Consider the following 17,486-nt stretch of genomic DNA (forward strand, 5'->3'; position numbering starts at 1 on the left):
TAAGCCTCGGAAAACAAAAACCTACACTAAGTTAGAATGGTTTGCTAACTAATGATTCACCAGGTAATATACTTTTTCAGTGGCCTCGCAGTGAGGAGGCTCAGCTTCCTCCCCGGCGCATCGTGCGTCTGTAGAGCAATGGAACGACTTAGTTTTTACACTTAACTATATTTAAAAACATAGAGAACCCTCTTGAAAAAGTAGCTTTATTTTAGAGCTGAATTAGAGATTGTTCGTCTTTAAAGATTATGTATTTCGTTTTTTCCCAGTCTCTTTTTAATGTTCTAATGTTGTATTGCTTTTCACTAGAAACCCTCATGCAAAAACAATTCTACCACTAGTAGAATCACTATTTTTCAGCTATTCAACTAGCCGTTGATAGGCATGTTTTGGCAAGTATGCTAGTATCGAATTAGACAGTGCGCACTGGAAAAGTAGAGGAGATGACAAGTATGGTTGATTCACGAAAAATTGGGGCTTATATATCAAAATTGAGAAAAGAAAAAGATCTAACACAGGTTGAATTAGCAGATAAATTAAATATCAGTCACCAAGCGGTATCCAAATGGGAAAGAGGAGAATCCCTTCCTGATATTATGACCATTCCCATTATTGCGAATGAATTGGAGGTTTCTATTGATCTCTTAATGAACGCTGGAAATAAACAACCAAAACCTTCCAAGCAAATTGGGAAAATGGTTGAGCATTTATCGGCCGACCAACCCGAGGAAGTAGCGGATTTAATTAATTCAGGAGCTGCCGACGTAAAGGAGCTGATTGATATCGCCCCTCTTATTAAAACTAGTCAACTAAGTAAAGTATCTGAAAAAATGGATGCAACCGCTTGGGATTTAGACACAATTGTTCATCTAGCTCCTTTTCTGTCAACAGAAGCATTAGATGAAATCGTCATACAAGCAACAAAAGGAACTATTGATTGGAAGATTGTTCAACGAATTGCCCCTTTTTTATCTTCTAGCACCTTACACTCAATCGCCAATCAAGTCATTAGCGAATCGATTGAACCTATAGAATTAGTGCAGCTTGCACCCTTCTTAGATGAAGAATATATAGACAGCTTAATATGGAAAGTGCAAAATGGGCAATTAACTTGGCAGTTCATCACAAATATGGCTCCTTTTATTAGTGATACAGCTTTAAATAATCTTGTCTTGCAAGGAATAGACGACATGTTTAATGAGGAACATATAATTGGCTTGGCTCCCTTTTTAGAAGAAGATACGATTGAACACTTAGTTTCAATCGCATCAAGTAAGGGGGAATGGTCTTTCATACAAAAAATGGCTCCATTTATAGGAGAAGCTTCCTTTAATGAACTAGTGGATAAAGCAGTGAATGGAGAAATAGAATTAGAACAGCTAATGGAACTTGCTCCTTTTTTTGAAGAGGATGCTATTGATCAATTATTATCCAATATGGATGCTGATAGACTGTCTCCTCAATCACTAGCAAAGCTAGCTCCTTTTATGGAGGAAAATTCTTTAGGTAGAATCGTAAAACAGTTACTTAAGACAAACTAAAAAACTCGTTTTCACTTCGACTTGGTCGTTCATTCCACGGATGAACGACTTATTTCTTGCTTTCGTTCCTTTGATAAACTCCGCTTCTTCCTGTCACTCTTTAAAAATGAAATCCCCCATTAATGCTCTAAATACCTATATAATGTAGATTTACTAATTCCTGTTTCTTCTTTTATTTCTTTTAATGTATATTTTTTCGACTGATACATCTCCATTGCTTTTTTTACATTTTCATCAGCTTTTCTCGGTCTTCCACTTGCTTTCCCATGCTGTCTCGCGTATTCCATGCCTTTTTTTGTTCTTTCCCGAATAATCTCATTCTGGAATTCAATTAAATGAGATAGCATTTCAGACAACGAATACTCCTTTTTTCTTTCTGTATCAATATCTTCCTTTATTGATTGTAAATAAGCACCTTTGTCTTCAAGTATTTCTAATAACTCCATCAGATGCCTACTCGAGTCTGCAATGGTAAATAACTGCGCTACAACAATTTTGTCTCCCTTTAATAGAGAGGCTATTACTTCCGATAGCTTTGATCTATTTTTTGCCGAATCATGTTCTTCTTGATACATTTGCTCACATATAGGTTTCAGTATTTTTAACTGCTGCTCGCAGCTAGTATCTGCAATGGTAGGTCGCATATAACCATATTTCATCTTAATTGCCTCCAACATTATCTCTTCTCATTATTATAGATAGAAATTCTCTGCTTGTAAAAACTTTCCCAAAATATATTCCTTTTTGGGAAAAAACATGGTAGACTTCTTTGTATCAAGCAGAAAGATATTGAGGTGAATCATTTGATTGAAAAAATAAAAAAGGAATGGTTTTCAAATATCCGTGGGGATATTTTATCAGGAATGGTCGTTGCTCTTGCATTAATACCAGAGGCGATTGCATTTTCTATCATTGCCGGGGTAGATCCGATGATTGGATTGTATGCCTCTTTTACTATGGCTGTGGTTATTTCGTTTACAGGTGGAAGACCTGGTATGATTTCAGCAGCAACAGGAGCAATGGCATTATTAATGGGGCCATTAGTTAGAGATTACGGATTAGAATATTTATTTGCTGCTACAATCCTTACAGGGATAATTCAGATTATTTTCGGCGTATTAAAAATTGCGAAGCTCATGAAGTTTATCCCGAGAGCAGTGATGATTGGATTTGTTAATGCTTTAGCGATCTTAATTTTTATGGCTCAAGTGCCACATCTTATTAACGTCACAAACATTACTTATTTATTTGTAATCATCACGTTATTAATTGTGTATATCTTGCCGCGATTTTTAAAAGTCATTCCAGCACCACTAATTGCTATTATTATTTTAACCGTTGTTGCTATTTTTGGAAATGTAAATGTAGCTACTGTTGGTGATTTGGGAAAAATTACGCAATCATTGCCATCTTTCTTTATTCCAAATGTACCGTTTTCCTTTGAGACGTTAGCAATTATTTTCCCATATGCGCTAGCTTTATCAATTGTTGGTTTATTGGAATCCTTATTAACTGCTTCTATCGTTGATGATGCAACAGATACAGACAGCAATAAAAACAGAGAAGCAAGGGGACAGGGAATAGCTAATATTGTTACAGGATTTTTTGGCGGAATGGCTGGCTGTGCGATGATTGGTCAATCTGTTATCAATGTGAAATCAGGTGGGAGAGGAAGACTCTCTACATTTGTTGCAGGTGTTTTTCTTATGTTTTTGATAATGGTATTAGGAAGTCTTGTTGTACAAATTCCTATGCCAGTCCTAGTTGGCATCATGATTATGGTGTGTATCGGCACCTTTGACTGGTCTTCCTTCAAGTACTTAGTTACTGCTCCAAAAGGAGATGCAATCGTTATGCTCGTAACCGTGATAATTGTTGTCGCAACCGATAATTTATCCATAGGGGTAATTGCTGGAGTTATTTTAAGTGCTGTCTTATTTGCTGCGAAGATTTCCCATGTGAAGATGCATAAACAGGAAACATCGCAAGGCTACAACTATGCAGTGGAAGGACAACTATTTTTTGCTTCTGTTGATAGCTTTGTTCAAGCATTTGATACAACGATTAAAAACAAACAAATTTCCATTGATTTTACTAATTCTCATGTATGGGATGATTCTGCAGTCGGTGCCATTGATAAAATTGCGTTAAAGCTGAAGGAAAATCAAAATACAGTTACCATTACTGGCTTAGATTCTGCAAGTAAAAAGATTGTAGATAAACTTGCTGTATTTCCCAAACAAAATGCGAAATTATCTGATCACTAACTCAAAAGGAGCGTAAATCATGTATTCTACTATTCTTTTAGCAATTGACGGTTCAAAAAACTCGTTAAGAGCAACAACAGAAGCAGTGAAATTAGCTTCCCTTCAGAAGAATGCTGTAATTACAGTTGTTCATGTCCTAGATATCACTCAATCGAAATATGATGTATTGCACGCTCAAGGGAAGGCTGATTTAGAACTTACTAGGCGGAAAAAATTCGTATCAATGGAAGAATACTTACAATCCAATAATATCGCTTATAATCTACTATTTCTTCATGGAGAGCCGGGTCCTACAATTGTCGAGTATGCAAATCAAAATAGCTTTGACTTACTTGTCATTGGCAGTCGCGGATTAAATTCCTTGCAAGAAATGGTATTGGGAAGTGTTAGTCATAAAGTAATCAAACGAGTAAAATGTCCGGTTTTAGTTGTTAAATAAAAAAAGAGCTAATCAAATGATTATCCTGTTTGATTAGCTCTTTTTTATAGCCAATATCTACGAATTAGTTTTGATATAAATACGTTTTTACCCCTTGAATATGTAGCTTGATTTTATATAACCCTCCTGATTGTGGATACTTTTTTAATTCTTCATCATCCAAACCAGATCTCGCTGTCGTTATATATAACTCATTTAATTTTTCCCCTCCAAATGTACAAGAAGTCACATTCGGTACTGGCAAGCATATTTCACTTAATTTTTCCCCACTCTCTGGATTCCATCTAGACACTCTTCCTCCACCATAATGAGCAATCCATAGCATTCCTTCGCTATCAATTGTCATACCATCTGGGAATCCTTCTTCCTCTGAAAAATCAATAATCTGCTTTGCTTTTCCTAATTTTCCTGTTTCCAAATCATATTCATAACGTGTTACTGTTTGAGCAGGTGTATCAATATGGTATAAGTATTCATTATCACTAGTCCATGCCATGCCGTTCGAAATACTCAAATGACTTATTTTTTCCGTCCATTTTCCTTCATTATCAAGACAGTATAGTGCTGCATCTTTCGTCTTTCCATCTCTGCACATTGTACCTGCCCATAAACGACCATAAGCATCACATTTCCCATCATTAAAACGATTCTGTTTTAAATCTCGCTCTGGATCGCCAATAAACTTTAGTTGCTCTGTTTCTATATTTAAAAGATGAAAGCCATTATCTAATGTAACAATAAATTCTGTATCTTTTGTTATACAAGGGATAACAGCCGATACTTCACGTTCTAGTTGAACCTGTTTGTGCTCACCAGAAATATGGTTATACATATGTACTTTTTTTCCTTCAATATCTACCCAATATAAAATATTGTTTCTAAAATCCCAGCATGGTCCTTCTCCAAGCACAGCTTTTGCATCAAGTACTAATTCTAGATCCTCTATCATATGTTTCCCCCTCCAACTATGTATAATCTATCTCCTTGTCCTATACCTTTTCTAGATAGAAAAGAAACCCATATAATTAAAATTTTATAAAAATATGCTCCTTTTTATGTTTCAATCAATCAAATTCGGGATATTATAATAAAACTAGCTCCTTTCGTAAATGTAGCTCTGCTTTGGTTATGTTTTCTAGAAAACATTTTTCCAAATTAACCTACGAATTTACGAGTAAGGGGCTAGTTTTTATTTATGGGTACTAGACTTAAATAACCCTTTTATGGAATAAGCCTATCACAATCTCTCGGAAATGCGCTTGCTTCGCGAATATTACCAAGGTTTAGGAACTTCATTATAATCCGTTCTAAACCAATTCCAAATCCTCCATGCGGTGGAATAGCATATGCAAAAGAATCGATATATGCCTTAAATTCATTCGGATTTAGTCCCTTTTCTCTAAAAGAAGCTATTAGCTCTCCTTTACGATGAATCCTTTGCCCGCCAGAGGTAATTTCACTTCCTTTATATAAAAGGTCAAAAGAATCTGTCAGCTCAGGATTTTCCTTATTTGGCATGGTATACATCGGTCTTGTTGCTCTCGGATAGTTTGTTATAAACACAAAATCACTTCCATATTTATCCTTAACATAGTTTCCGATGCATTTTTCCCCTTCTGTATTTAAATCTCCTTCTGGAGAGTCCTTTTGATATGTCTCTTTTAATATAGCCTGTGCTTCTGCTAATGTCATTTTAGGGATTTCGTTCAACACTGGTATGTCGACCTGAAGAACGTCCAGCTGCTTCTGACAACGCTCCTTCACATATTGGAAAACATATTGAAGAACTCGCTTCTCCATCTCCATTACTTCCTCCACATTTTCAATAAATCCCATTTCTACATCTAACGAAATATATTCATTTAAATGTCTAGATGAATTATGCTCTTCCGCCCTATATACAGGGGCAATTTCAAACACCCTTTCAAAGCCCGCTCCTACCATCATTTGTTTATAAAATTGAGGGGATTGTGCTAAATAGGCACTTTTATCAAAATAGTTAAAGGTAAAAACATTTGCCCCGCCTTCTGCTCCTTGTGAAACTATTTTTGGAGTGAAAATTCTGGTAAACCCTTCTTGCATGAGAAAATCTGTAAAACCTTTCACGAACACGGATTGAATCGTAAATATTGCGTTTATTTGTTCATGTCTTAAGGATAGAACTCGATGATTCAGTAAATGATCTAAGCCGACATTCAGTTTTTTCTTATTAATTTCAAATGGCAATAAATCAGCTTCAGCTAGTACGAGGATTTCACTAACTTGAAGTTCCACTCCATTTGCTGTTTTATCTGTTTTTACAAGAATTCCGGTAACTTGAACAACACTCTCTGTCTCTATTTTCACCTGATTCTGCTCTTGCTCTAATACACATTGCAGCAACCCAGTGCGGTCTCTCAATAACAAGAAGCCTACTTTTCCTAGCTGGCGAATCTTTTTCACCCAGCCCTTTAAAACAACCTCTTTACCAATAAGCATATTACACTCAGAAATGAGCACCCTTTTTGAAGATTCCATATAACTGTTCCTCCTAAAGTTAGTAAAATTTTGATTCATATCGTTATCATCATCATCGTCCACGGCACTCACCTCCTTATTAGAAAAGCCCATCAGCCCCTGGGTGCCCAGGGCTAGACACTAAATATTCGTCTAAAAAAAACATAAAAAAATCCGCCCCTATAAAAGGGACGGATTATCCGCGGTACCACCCAAATTGTTTCATACAGAAACCACTTGTATCATAACGGTGATAACCGGTTACCTCTACTAGCATAATACGTTCAAAGTAACACTCACAGATGTCTTCTCCTAAGGCTTTTGCACAATCTTTTCAGCTACCGACTGCTCTCTTTCGAAAAAGGTTCTTAGGGTACTCCTTCTGATCAACATGTTCGCTCCATTAAATTATGTTCATTATAGACCTCTCTCCCCCTAATTTCAACTACTAAAAAAAGAAAATATAAATATTTCTGAATATGACTTTCCTTAAGAAGCATAAAGTTTACTAATACGATGTTACATTTGAGGTGATTATATTGAATACATTTCTCCACTCTGTTGAAAAAGAGCAACAAAAACGCATAAAAGAGCTTGTCGAGCTACAAAAGTCAGACGGTTCTTTTCATTTCCGGTTTCAAGGAAGCTTAATGACAGATGCTTTTTATATCATCACCATTCGAGCATTAAACATTCACACAGAAGAAGAAAACATCCACCTTTTAGCCAAAACACTGCGTAACGCCCAGCATAAAGAAGGCTATTGGAAAGCATATAGCGATGAACCAAACGGCCATCTCTCTGCTACCATAATTGCTTACACTGCCCTATTATATTCTGGCCTTTATGCAAAGGAAGACACACAAATGCAGAAAGCAAAAGCATTTATTTTAAAACACGGCGGCCTAGCGAAGGCTCATTTTATGATAAAATGGATGCTATCCGTGAATGGTCTCTACCCTTGGTCCCATATGATCTACATTCCAATGACATTTTTACTCTTGCCAACCTTTCAGCCTTTCAATTTCTACCAATTTAGTGCCTATGCTCGGATTCACTTCATTCCGATGTTAATAGCAGCCAATAAAAAATTCACAATCCAAACAAAAACCAAGCCACCGCTAGATGACCTATTTGTAAGAGATATAGCTCTTTATCCATCCTTTGATCACCTAGAAGAAGAGCGAAATCCCCTTACATTTCTTTGGAAAGAAATGAAACGAATCGGAAAGTTTCCAGCCTATCTTCATCACTTAGGCTTTCAATCTGCAGAAAAATACATGCTAGATCGATTAGAAGAGGATGGGACACTTTACAGTTATGCGAGTGCAACTTTCTTTATGATCTATGCATTACTTGCCCTTGGCTATAAAAAAAATTCTCCAGTAATTCAAAAAGCAATTGCTGGACTCACATCCCTTATCGATAAAAAAGGTAAGCAAAGTCACCTAGAGAACTCCACCAGCACGGTTTGGGACACAGGCTTAATCAGCTATACATTACAACAAGCTGGAATACCTACTGAATCTACTCCAATAATAAAAGCAACTAATTATTTGCTAGCAAAACAACATACAAAAAAGGAGATTGGCAGGTTCATAACCCAAATTCGGAACCAGGAGGATGGGGCTTTTCTGATATTAATACGAATAATCCTGACAATGATGATACCTCTGCCGTTTTACGGGCCTTAACCGCAACCGCCTCATCAAACAAAACGGTTCATTACGCTTGGCAAAAAGGCACAAACTATTTATTATCCATGCAAAATAAAGATGGAGGGTGGGCAGCGTTCGAAAAGAATACCGATTGGGACATTCTCAAGATGGTTCCAATCGATAATGCAAAGGATGCTGCCGTGGATCCTTCTACCGCTGATTTAACTGGAAGAGTATTAGAATACTTTGGAAACTTTGCTCATCTTAACGACACACATCCTCATATAAAGCAGGCCGTCAGCTGGTTAATCAATAATCAGGAAAAAAACGGCTCTTGGTATGGCAGATGGGGTGTTTGTTATATTTACGGGACTTGGGCAGCACTTACAGGGTTAACAGCAGTTGGCATGAAACCAAATCACCCAGCAATCCAAAAAGCAATTGGTTGGCTGAAAAAAATCCAACACTCCAATGGAGGATGGGGAGAATCTTGTAGGAGCTGTGAAACTTCCATCTATGTTCCTCTACCATTTAGCACGGAATCACAAACAGCTTGGGCTGTTGATGCCTTAATTGCGGCAGGAGAAGGAGCAAGCAAAGAAGTGAAAAGGGGAATTCGTTACTTACTAGACGAAAAGAAAGAGGAACGCGCCATTACTTATCCTACAGGTATTGGGTTACCGAAACAATTCTACATTTATTATCATAGTTATAATAAGATTTTTCCTTTATTGGCTCTTTCCCATTATATAAACAAGGAGGCGCATAGTTGATCATGAATCTAGAATGTTTTTTCCGAAGCAAATTTATCATTCTTATAAACTTCGGAAAAACATTTTTTCCTATTTCGTTCGAATATTCTCGCTATGATTCTTTCTCAAAAGAAGGAAAAAAATCACTAAACCAATAGTTATAGAAATATGCCCTAATCCGGCAATTCCAGAGATGGCAGAATCTAAACCGCTGGATAAATCAAATTCAAGCACTTGCAGAGTTCCTCTTATCACCATTAATGTAATCGTTGATAGTAAACCAATATTATAAAAATAAAAGAACAAATCAAAATTTTTAAGTGTATGTATTTTCATCGTATAACAGAATAAATAGACGATTAGCATGATCATCATTCCTAAAGCAAACGAGTGAGTATGAACAACAGAGAGCTGCGTTTCCCCTGTGAAATCTCTCATTTTCGTAAACTCTCTATAGTAAACGCCACTAACTAAACCTAAAATTGTATAAAAGAAGGCTATATTCAATACTTTTTTCATCTCTCTACTTCCTTTCAAACCTAATAATCACTACCTACCATTCTAACAAAATACCAATCGGGATACTATGACAGTTTTGTGGCTAAAAAATCCTATTTATCCGGCTTTCCTCCTTTGCTTGATATAGGCAAATGTCCCTTGAAATTCTCCATTAAAAGTGCTATCCTATACAAAACATTCCAATTCATAGAAATCAATGAAGAGAAAAAGTACGTTTTGATATCCCTTTTAGCGAGCTGGGTATGGTGAAAGCCAGTAAGGTAACCGAAACGAAAAAATCATCTCTGAGATGCAAGGCTGAACAACTAGTAAGTCTTGACGGATTTCCACCGTTAAAAGGAACACGTATGATAGTACGTTGACTAAGCGCTGTTTGTTTTTTGTCAAACAGAATTTGGGTGGTAACGCGGGTTATGATAATACACTCGTCCCTTACTAAAGGGACGGGTGTTTTTTTTTTTCCTAAAAATATCTTTCTATACTGGAATGTTTATTAAATAGATGGAGGGATATAGATGGAAGTACAAAAAGAAACAGACAGAGCTCGTGAAAAAAGAATCCTGGCCTATTGGGAGAAAGAACAAATTTTTCAAAAGTCAATCGAACAGCGCAATAACAATGACACCTTTGTTTTTTACGAAGGACCCCCAACTGCCAACGGCCTCCCACACGTCGGTCATGCACTTGGAAGAACCATCAAAGACATCATCGCAAGATTTCAAACAATGAACGGCAAACAAGTCATTCGTAAAGCAGGCTGGGATACCCATGGACTTCCTGTTGAATTAGGGGTCGAAAAGGCGTTAGGTATTTCTGGAAAACAAGAAATTGAGAACTATGGCATTATTCCTTTTATTGAAAAATGTAAAGATAGTGTATTTTCCTATGAAAAACAATGGCGAACCTTTACAGAGGAATTAGGATATTGGGTTGATATGGATCATCCCTACATGACCATGAGTAATGAATACATCGAATCGGTTTGGAATATCCTTGGTACTATTCACGAAAAAGGCTGGTTATATAAAGGGCATCGCGTTTCACCATACTGCCCAAGCTGCCAAACTTCCTTGAGCTCACATGAGGTCGCACAAGGCTATAAAGATGTAAAAGACTTGAGTGCAACAGTTAAATTTAAGCTTGCCACAAAAGAAAACGAATATATACTCGGTTGGACAACGACTCCTTGGACATTGCCAGCAAATGTCGCCTTAGCGGTTCACAAAGATTTAGACTATGTTAGAGTAAAAGTAGGAGAGGAAATATTCATCGTTGCAAAAGATAGATTACAGCCGGTAATCGGCTTAGAAGGGGAAGTCCTTGAAACTTTGAAGGGATCAGCATTAGTAGGACTTTCCTATACAGCACCATTTTCATACGTTCAAGTGGAAAAAGGGCACACCATTCATCATGGTAATTTCGTCACAAACGATAGCGGAACAGGAATTGTCCATATCGCTCCAGCGTACGGTGAGGATGACTATCGTCTTGTGCAGACAAACAATCTTTCTTTTGTCCATGTAGTGGATGAAAGGGGAAGGTACAAGGAAAGCATTACACCATTAGCCGGTTCCTTTGTAAAAGACGGGAAGGTTGATGTAGAGATAATCAAGCTGCTCCATCAAAAAGGATTGTTATTCCATAAAGAGAAATATGAACATTCTTACCCGCATTGCTGGCGCTGCGACACACCGCTTTTGTATTATGCCACAGAAAGCTGGTTTATTAAAACAACTGCTGCAAAGGAAAGGTTGGTTGCCAAAAACCAAGAAGTAACTTGGTACCCTGAGCATATAAAGAATGGTCGATTTGGAAATTTCCTCGATGGTTTAGTTGATTGGAATATTAGTCGTAATCGATATTGGGGAACTCCCTTAAATGTTTGGCAATGCACATCCTGTCAAAAGGAGATTGCTCCCAAAAGCATTTCTGAGGTAAAAAACTATAACAAAACTCCGATTGATGATGTGGAATTGCACAAACCATATGTAGATGAACTTGTCTTTACTTGTCCATCCTGCAGTGGAGATATGTACCGGACACCTGAGGTAATTGATGTATGGTTCGATAGTGGCTCCATGCCCTTTGCCCAATATCATACCCCATTTGAAAATAGCGAACTGTTTCAAAAACAGTTTCCAGCAGATGTTGTTGTAGAAGGCATTGATCAAACAAGAGGATGGTTTTATTCTCTTTTAGCAGTTTCTGTCCTTTATTCGGGAGAAGTTCCCTATAAAAATGTTCTTGCCACAGGGCATGTATTAGATGAACTCGGACAAAAAATGTCCAAAAGTAAGGGGAATGCACTAAATCCGATTGAGCTTATCCAAACATATGGTGCAGACGCTCTGCGATGGGCGCTTGTTGCAGATAGCGCTCCATGGAACCAAAAAAGATTCTCAGAAAAAAATGTCCAAGAAGCAAAATCAAAAATGATTGATACATTCTTAAGTTTATTTCATTTCTACTCTTTATACGCAGAAATTGATCACTTTGATCCGAAATTGCCAAAGATCAAAAACATTCCTATCATGGACCGTTGGATTCTCTCTCGATTAACGACAACAACGGTTGTGGTAAAAAACGAGATGGAAAATTATCAGCTTACAAATGCAGCCAGAAAAATCGGGGAATTAATGGATGACGTGAGCAATTGGTATATTCGCAGAAATCGAGAACGATTTTGGATAGCAGGAATGCCAGAAGATAAAGTTTCTGCTTTTCAAACCCTTTATACAGTATTAATTCGTTTATCACAATTATTGGCTCCATTTATTCCTTTTACTTCTGAAAGCATTCATCTTGCTTTAACAGGGAAAAGTGTCCACTTAACTAGCTTTCCTTCTACTATTTCAAAATGGAGAGATAAGCAATTAGAGGAGCAAATGGAAAAAGTGAAAGAAGTGGTGGAGCTAGGGAGAAGCCTTCGTCACCGTTATCAAATAAAAACAAAACAACCGTTAGCAACTTTACTGATTGTGTCCGCAAACAATAACGAAGCTATCGAATTTTTACAGTTTGAGTCGATTATAAAAGATGAACTGAATGTGAAACACATCAACTGGGTAGATTCTGCCGATGATTACGTTCATTATTCCCTAAAGCTTGATTTTAAAAAGGCAGGACCTAAGTTAGGGAAAAACGTAAAGAGTGCAAAAGATATATTACAGAATGCTACAGAAGAACAAATAAATTTCTTTCTAAATAAAGGATATTTAACTGTTAAACTAGAAAGTAAAGAAAGCATTACCTTAACAGAAGAAGAAGTAATACTCCAAAGAAAGACGAATTTGCCTGGTTATGAAGAGGCCTCCAATAAACATTTCACCGTGATGCTCGATACTACTATATCGGAAGCATTAAAAAAGGAGGGAAATATCAGGGAACTCATTCGGTCTATTCAGGATTTGCGAAAAGATAAAAATCTGCCTATTGATAAAAAAATCGATTTATTTATTGATGGGTCTACCACTTTTATCAAAACAATGAAAGAATATGATTTTCTTATCCATAAAGGAGTTATTATTCATCAGCTTTTCTTTGAAAGAATAGAGAATATGAAAGAAATTCAAATAGACGGCGAAAATGTATACATTGGCATGAAATAACCATATCAAGGCTGTCTCAAAGCTAGGTGAAAACCTATTTGAGACACCTTTTTTCTTTTCATTAGAAGTTTTTCTAAAAGAAATTGGCTGTTAGCTGTTCTATTTTTTCCATATTAGATTATACTATTGGGCAGGGGTGAAAAAAATGTACAAACTATTATCGCATAATGACCTTGATGGGGTCGGCTGCGGCATTATTGCAAAACTTGCTTTCGGAGAGGACGTAGAGGTTCGTTATAACTCCGTTTCTTTTCTGAACCAAGAAGTAGAAAAGTTCTTAGATCAAAAAACAGAAGATACCTTTCTCTTTATTACCGACCTTTCTGTCAATGAAGAAAATACGATTCGACTAGATGACTATTATAAAAAGGGTGGAAAAGTACAACTTATTGACCATCATAAGACTGCTCTTCATTTAAATGATTTTGAATGGGGCTTTGTGTCTGTTCAAGATGATGAAGGAACGCTAACAAGTGCCACTTCTTTATTATATGAATACCTTGTCAAAAATGAATATATGAGTCCCTCTCCAGCCATTGCAGAATTTGTTGAGTTAGTAAGACAATATGATACATGGGGTGCGATGCGTTCTCCTATAACAGCATAAAAAGCTGGAAATGGAGGGGCTAACAAGTCTTAAAGACAATGTTAGCAACAACTGATTCCTTGAAAAGTGGAATGAGGTTTATCATGTCGAACCGAAGCACTTTCCTTAATACTCCAACATGCGTATGGCTCTGATAGAAGTCATGGGTGTGAAGCTTGGTGAAGTCGGCTGAATGTAACCTAAGTAGTCTATAAATGGATTATATGGTTACAGATAGGTCGGAGGGCTATAAAACGGATATGGTGAGAATGATTCATAAGAATCTGACGAAGTTGCGAATGTAAGGGTCTAGATGTCGAAGTGGTACGAAAGTCCACTGCCACTATTGTGGCGTGCAATACCGAAAAGTAGGTTTCCCATGGGACGAAATTCGGGATAGTGAACAATGACACTATAATGTGCACAGGCTTATAGTAACCACCTAAGTCCGTATGGTAACAGCTAAAGGAATCGGAACGTAGAAAGCAAGGAACACTTATTAAACACCTATCAGTGGAGTGTTACATGGCAACATGTTTAATCCTTGTGAGAGTAGGGGCACAGTACCAATGAAACGTGTAATGAACGTGGAGGGATAGCCCCAAGTCTTTCTGAATATAGTTAGTTAAATTATCTAAAAGTGAACTTCATCGGTCGAGTAGGAATGTGGGAACTAAGCACAGGAATTTGGTGATTAGCCACAATGAAGACGACTTTACGTCAATGGGAATACTATTCAATGACGGAAACATTCTCTACCTTGTACAAAGAAAGTCAAAAAGATAAGAAATTCAACAGACTTTATGAACTAATAATATCTGAAGAAAATATCCTTCTGGCTTACAGGAAAATCAAGAAAAACAAGGGTTCTGGGACACCTGGGACGGATACTTACACGATTGAAGAATATAAAAACATCGGTAAAGATGATTTTATAAGAACAATTCGTAAATCTCTAAACAACTACAAGCCGAAACCAGTTAAAAGAGTTTTGATTCCCAAAGAAAATGGTGATACAAGACCTTTAGGGATACCTACAATGTTGGATAGATTAATCCAACAAATGATTAAGCAAATTTTAGAACCAATTGCCGAGGCAAAATTCTTCAAACATAGTTATGGTTTTAGACCACTAAGAAGTGCACATCATGCAATATCAAGATGTAACTTTCTAGTCAAAACTGCAAAATTGCAGTATGCAGTAGATATGGACATCAAAGGATTCTTTGATAATGTAAACCATAGGGTTCTCATCAAGCAATTATGGAATATGGGAATTCAAGACAGAAGAGTTCTTGTGATAATTGGAAAAATTCTAAAAGCGCCAATCAGAAATGTAGGAATACCAACAAAGGGTACTCCTCAGGGAGGAGTTCTTTCACCACTACTATCCAACATAGTTTTACATGATTTAGATATGTGGATAGCAAGTCAATGGGAAGACCATCCCTCACATTTCGATTACTCAACTAACAGTCACAGAAACCATGCGTTGAAGAAAACCAAACTCAAACAAGGTTATCTTGTAAGATATGCGGATGACTTCAAAATCTTAACTACAGATGTTAAGACAGCATACAAATGGTATCATGCAGTTAGACTTTATCTGAAAGATAGATTGAATTTGGATATTTCACCTGAAAAGTCCAAAGTAATAAATCTTAGGAAACAAGGGACAGAGTTCTTGGGTTATCGAATTAGGGCAGTTAAACATAAAAGTGGTTTTGTCACTCGTAGTGATGTCAGAGATAAAAGTATCAAGAGAATAAAGGCACGAGGCAGAGAAATAATTTTAGAAATACGAAACTCTCCAACAGCAGGAAATATTCAGAAATGGAATAGTTTTGTTTTAGGAGTTCATGGATACTTCAAGCATAGTTCGTTGGTATCCATAGTATTTGCAAGAATTGCCTACGACCTATCTCGACTGCAATACAATCGTTTTCGTCCGATTGGAAAGTTTGTGTCAACCGCAAATGCACCGCCTTCGTATAAAAAGTTCTATGGTAAAAATAATGCAAAGACTTGGAAAATCAGTGGAAGGTTTTTATACCCAATAACGGATATTAAATTCAGTCCAGCTATGAACTTTAACCAAAATCTTACGGTTTTCACCGAACGGGGAAGACAGTTGATTCATAGTAAACTACAAGCGGATATTGGGTATCAAATAACGATACTCGCTAAACATCAATTTGTAGGATATAGTCTTGAATTTATGGACAATAGAATTTCAAGATACAGTATGGTACAGGGCAAATGTGAAATTACTGGAGAATTCTTAGAAGCCGATTTAGTACATTGCCATCATTTTATTCCTTCAGATATCGGTGGTACGGATGAGTACAAAAATCTAAGAATTATTCATGTTGATGTACACAAATTAGTACATGCAACGGATAGCAATACAATTCAGCGATTGAAAAATGGACTAAACTTAAACACAAACCAATTGAACAAGTTAAACTCATATCGCAAGGTTTGTAACTTAGAGATGATTTAATCTAACAAGAAAGATGGAACGCCGTATGCGGTGAAAATCGCACGTACGGTGTGGAGCAGGGGAAAGGATGGAGATAACCTCAAAATCCCACCTATTGCTATATTGGGAAAAAAACAATAATCTAGCAGCACAACGTTTAAACGCACTTTTTTATCTTATTTCTTTTGACGAATTCGTTGAAAAAATGGTAACACGCTTAAAGGCAAATGATCACTTCTTTTTTGATGAGTTAGAAGTACAAATACTAGATATGGAAGAGAAAAAAATTGACCGTTATATTCGCCGCAAAAGACGGGAACTTGTCCAAAAAGAAATTGATGGTTTATATGCTGGCGTGGTTTATGCCGAACAATATCATTCTGAATTAGGGAATGAGCTTGGAAAGGAATATCCTCATTTAGATTACATAGCAATTGTTAATATTGGCGGAAAAAAACTTGGTTTCCGTACAATTCATGACCATGTTGATGTATCAAAAGTAGCTGGCACCTATGGAGGTGGCGGTCATGTGAAGGCTTCTGGCTGCAACTTAACCGATAAGGCTTACCAAAATTACTGCTTAGATACCTTTGCATTAGAACCACTACGTGAAGATCCGAAAAAGAATGAATACAATAAAAAGGATTCTCCACTTGGTACTCTATTTGAAAACAAGCAGGACGAAGTGTTCTTCCTTTATCAGGTGAGTAGAAACCAGTGGGCCATTAACCAGAAAAAAACAAAGCTCCAACAAACTTTTTCTACCTTCATGCAAGGAGAAATTTTCCTACGCAGAAATTATGGAGTATGGCTGGCAAGAGATGATAAATATATTCGCTATGTGATGGACTTTGTAAAGCATAAATAATAGGTAAAGAGGTTGGGACGTAAGCAATTTAACTAACAATATGTACGAACAATTGTACAATTTATACTCATAAATAATCGTTTTTATCGTTTTAGAAAAGGTTTAAAAACGAAGTGAAATGGAGCAGAGGACGGCTCGACTCCTGCGGGAAATAGAGACGCTTTAGACCCCGCAGGATCAGCTTCCTCCTCGGCGCATCGTGCGTCTGTAGCGCAATGGAACGACCTAGTTTTTACACTTGACTATATTTAAAAACATAGATAACCATCA

At 36.9% G+C, this 17,486-nt stretch carries 10 protein-coding genes, 2 pseudogenes and 2 other annotated features; of the genes and pseudogenes, 8 read left to right on the plus strand and 4 right to left on the minus strand.

All coding sequences use genetic code 11. The features are described from left to right. Nucleotides 1-452 precede the first annotated feature (452 nt). Complete coding sequence (locus ADJ83_RS24620) at nucleotides 453-1,541, plus strand: helix-turn-helix domain-containing protein (protein ID WP_065429123.1); 1,089 nt, start codon at nucleotides 453-455, stop codon at nucleotides 1,539-1,541. Between the two features lie 119 nt (nucleotides 1,542-1,660). Here ADJ83_RS24620 and ADJ83_RS17050 read toward each other — a convergent pair whose 3' ends face one another. After that, the gene (locus tag ADJ83_RS17050) at nucleotides 1,661-2,200 is read right to left on the minus strand and encodes a recombinase family protein (protein ID WP_031535078.1); all 540 of its coding nucleotides are present in this window, start codon (nucleotides 2,198-2,200) and stop codon (nucleotides 1,661-1,663) included. Nucleotides 2,201-2,344: 144 nt separating this feature from the next. On the opposite strand from ADJ83_RS17050, the gene ADJ83_RS17055 reads away from it, so the two are divergent. Together ADJ83_RS17055 and ADJ83_RS17060 are read left to right on the plus strand one after the other, a co-directional pair. Beyond that, nucleotides 2,345-3,808 (plus strand): SulP family inorganic anion transporter, encoded by a 1,464-nt coding sequence (locus tag ADJ83_RS17055; RefSeq protein ID WP_031535079.1) that lies wholly within the window; start codon nucleotides 2,345-2,347, stop codon nucleotides 3,806-3,808. Nucleotides 3,809-3,827: 19 nt separating this feature from the next. Then, nucleotides 3,828-4,247 carry a universal stress protein gene (locus ADJ83_RS17060; protein ID WP_031535082.1) on the plus strand — a complete coding sequence of 140 codons (420 nt, stop codon included), beginning with the start codon at nucleotides 3,828-3,830 and terminating at the stop codon, nucleotides 4,245-4,247. Nucleotides 4,248-4,311: 64 nt separating this feature from the next. Here ADJ83_RS17060 and ADJ83_RS17065 read toward each other — a convergent pair whose 3' ends face one another. Together ADJ83_RS17065 and aspS are read right to left on the minus strand one after the other, a co-directional pair. After that, the gene (locus ADJ83_RS17065; protein ID WP_031535084.1) at nucleotides 4,312-5,196 is read right to left on the minus strand and encodes an SMP-30/gluconolactonase/LRE family protein; all 885 of its coding nucleotides are present in this window, start codon (nucleotides 5,194-5,196) and stop codon (nucleotides 4,312-4,314) included. A 272-nt stretch (nucleotides 5,197-5,468) separates the two neighbouring features. Beyond that, nucleotides 5,469-6,764: an aspartate--tRNA(Asn) ligase gene (gene aspS / locus ADJ83_RS17070; protein WP_031535086.1), complete on the minus strand. Its 1,296-nt coding sequence runs from the start codon at nucleotides 6,762-6,764 to the stop codon at nucleotides 5,469-5,471. A gap of 163 nt (nucleotides 6,765-6,927) precedes the next feature. After that, nucleotides 6,928-7,142, minus strand: a binding site (T-box leader). 140 nt (nucleotides 7,143-7,282) lie between these two features. Here aspS and shc point away from each other — a divergent pair. Then, nucleotides 7,283-9,174 (plus strand): annotated as a pseudogene (shc, locus tag ADJ83_RS17075) (squalene--hopene cyclase). Nucleotides 9,175-9,243: 69 nt separating this feature from the next. On the opposite strand, the gene ADJ83_RS17080 reads toward shc, so the two are convergent. After that, nucleotides 9,244-9,672 carry a DUF2871 domain-containing protein gene (locus ADJ83_RS17080; RefSeq protein ID WP_031535088.1) on the minus strand — a complete coding sequence of 143 codons (429 nt, stop codon included), beginning with the start codon at nucleotides 9,670-9,672 and terminating at the stop codon, nucleotides 9,244-9,246. A gap of 187 nt (nucleotides 9,673-9,859) precedes the next feature. Then, nucleotides 9,860-10,108 (plus strand) — a binding site (T-box leader). A 79-nt stretch (nucleotides 10,109-10,187) separates the two neighbouring features. Between ADJ83_RS17080 and ileS the strand changes: the two genes are divergently transcribed. From ileS to ADJ83_RS17100, 4 genes and pseudogenes are all read left to right on the plus strand, one after another. Further along, entirely contained in the window at nucleotides 10,188-13,280 is a 3,093-nt protein-coding gene (gene ileS, locus ADJ83_RS17085) for an isoleucine--tRNA ligase (RefSeq protein ID WP_031535090.1), read from the plus strand. A 145-nt stretch (nucleotides 13,281-13,425) separates the two neighbouring features. Beyond that, nucleotides 13,426-13,857: pseudogene (locus tag ADJ83_RS17090) on the plus strand (oligoribonuclease); the annotation flags it as partial. Between the two features lie 712 nt (nucleotides 13,858-14,569). Further along, nucleotides 14,570-16,369: a group II intron reverse transcriptase/maturase gene (gene ltrA / locus ADJ83_RS17095; protein ID WP_031535091.1), complete on the plus strand. Its 1,800-nt coding sequence runs from the start codon at nucleotides 14,570-14,572 to the stop codon at nucleotides 16,367-16,369. 67 nt (nucleotides 16,370-16,436) lie between these two features. Next, on the plus strand, nucleotides 16,437-17,216 hold the full coding sequence (locus tag ADJ83_RS17100) for a hypothetical protein (RefSeq protein WP_192840958.1): 780 nt from the start codon (nucleotides 16,437-16,439) through the stop codon (nucleotides 17,214-17,216). Nucleotides 17,217-17,486 lie beyond the last annotated feature (270 nt).

It is taken from the genome of Bacillus sp. 522_BSPC, assembly GCF_001076885.1.
Taxonomy (GTDB): Bacteria; Bacillota; Bacilli; order Bacillales; family Cytobacillaceae; genus Niallia; species Niallia hominis.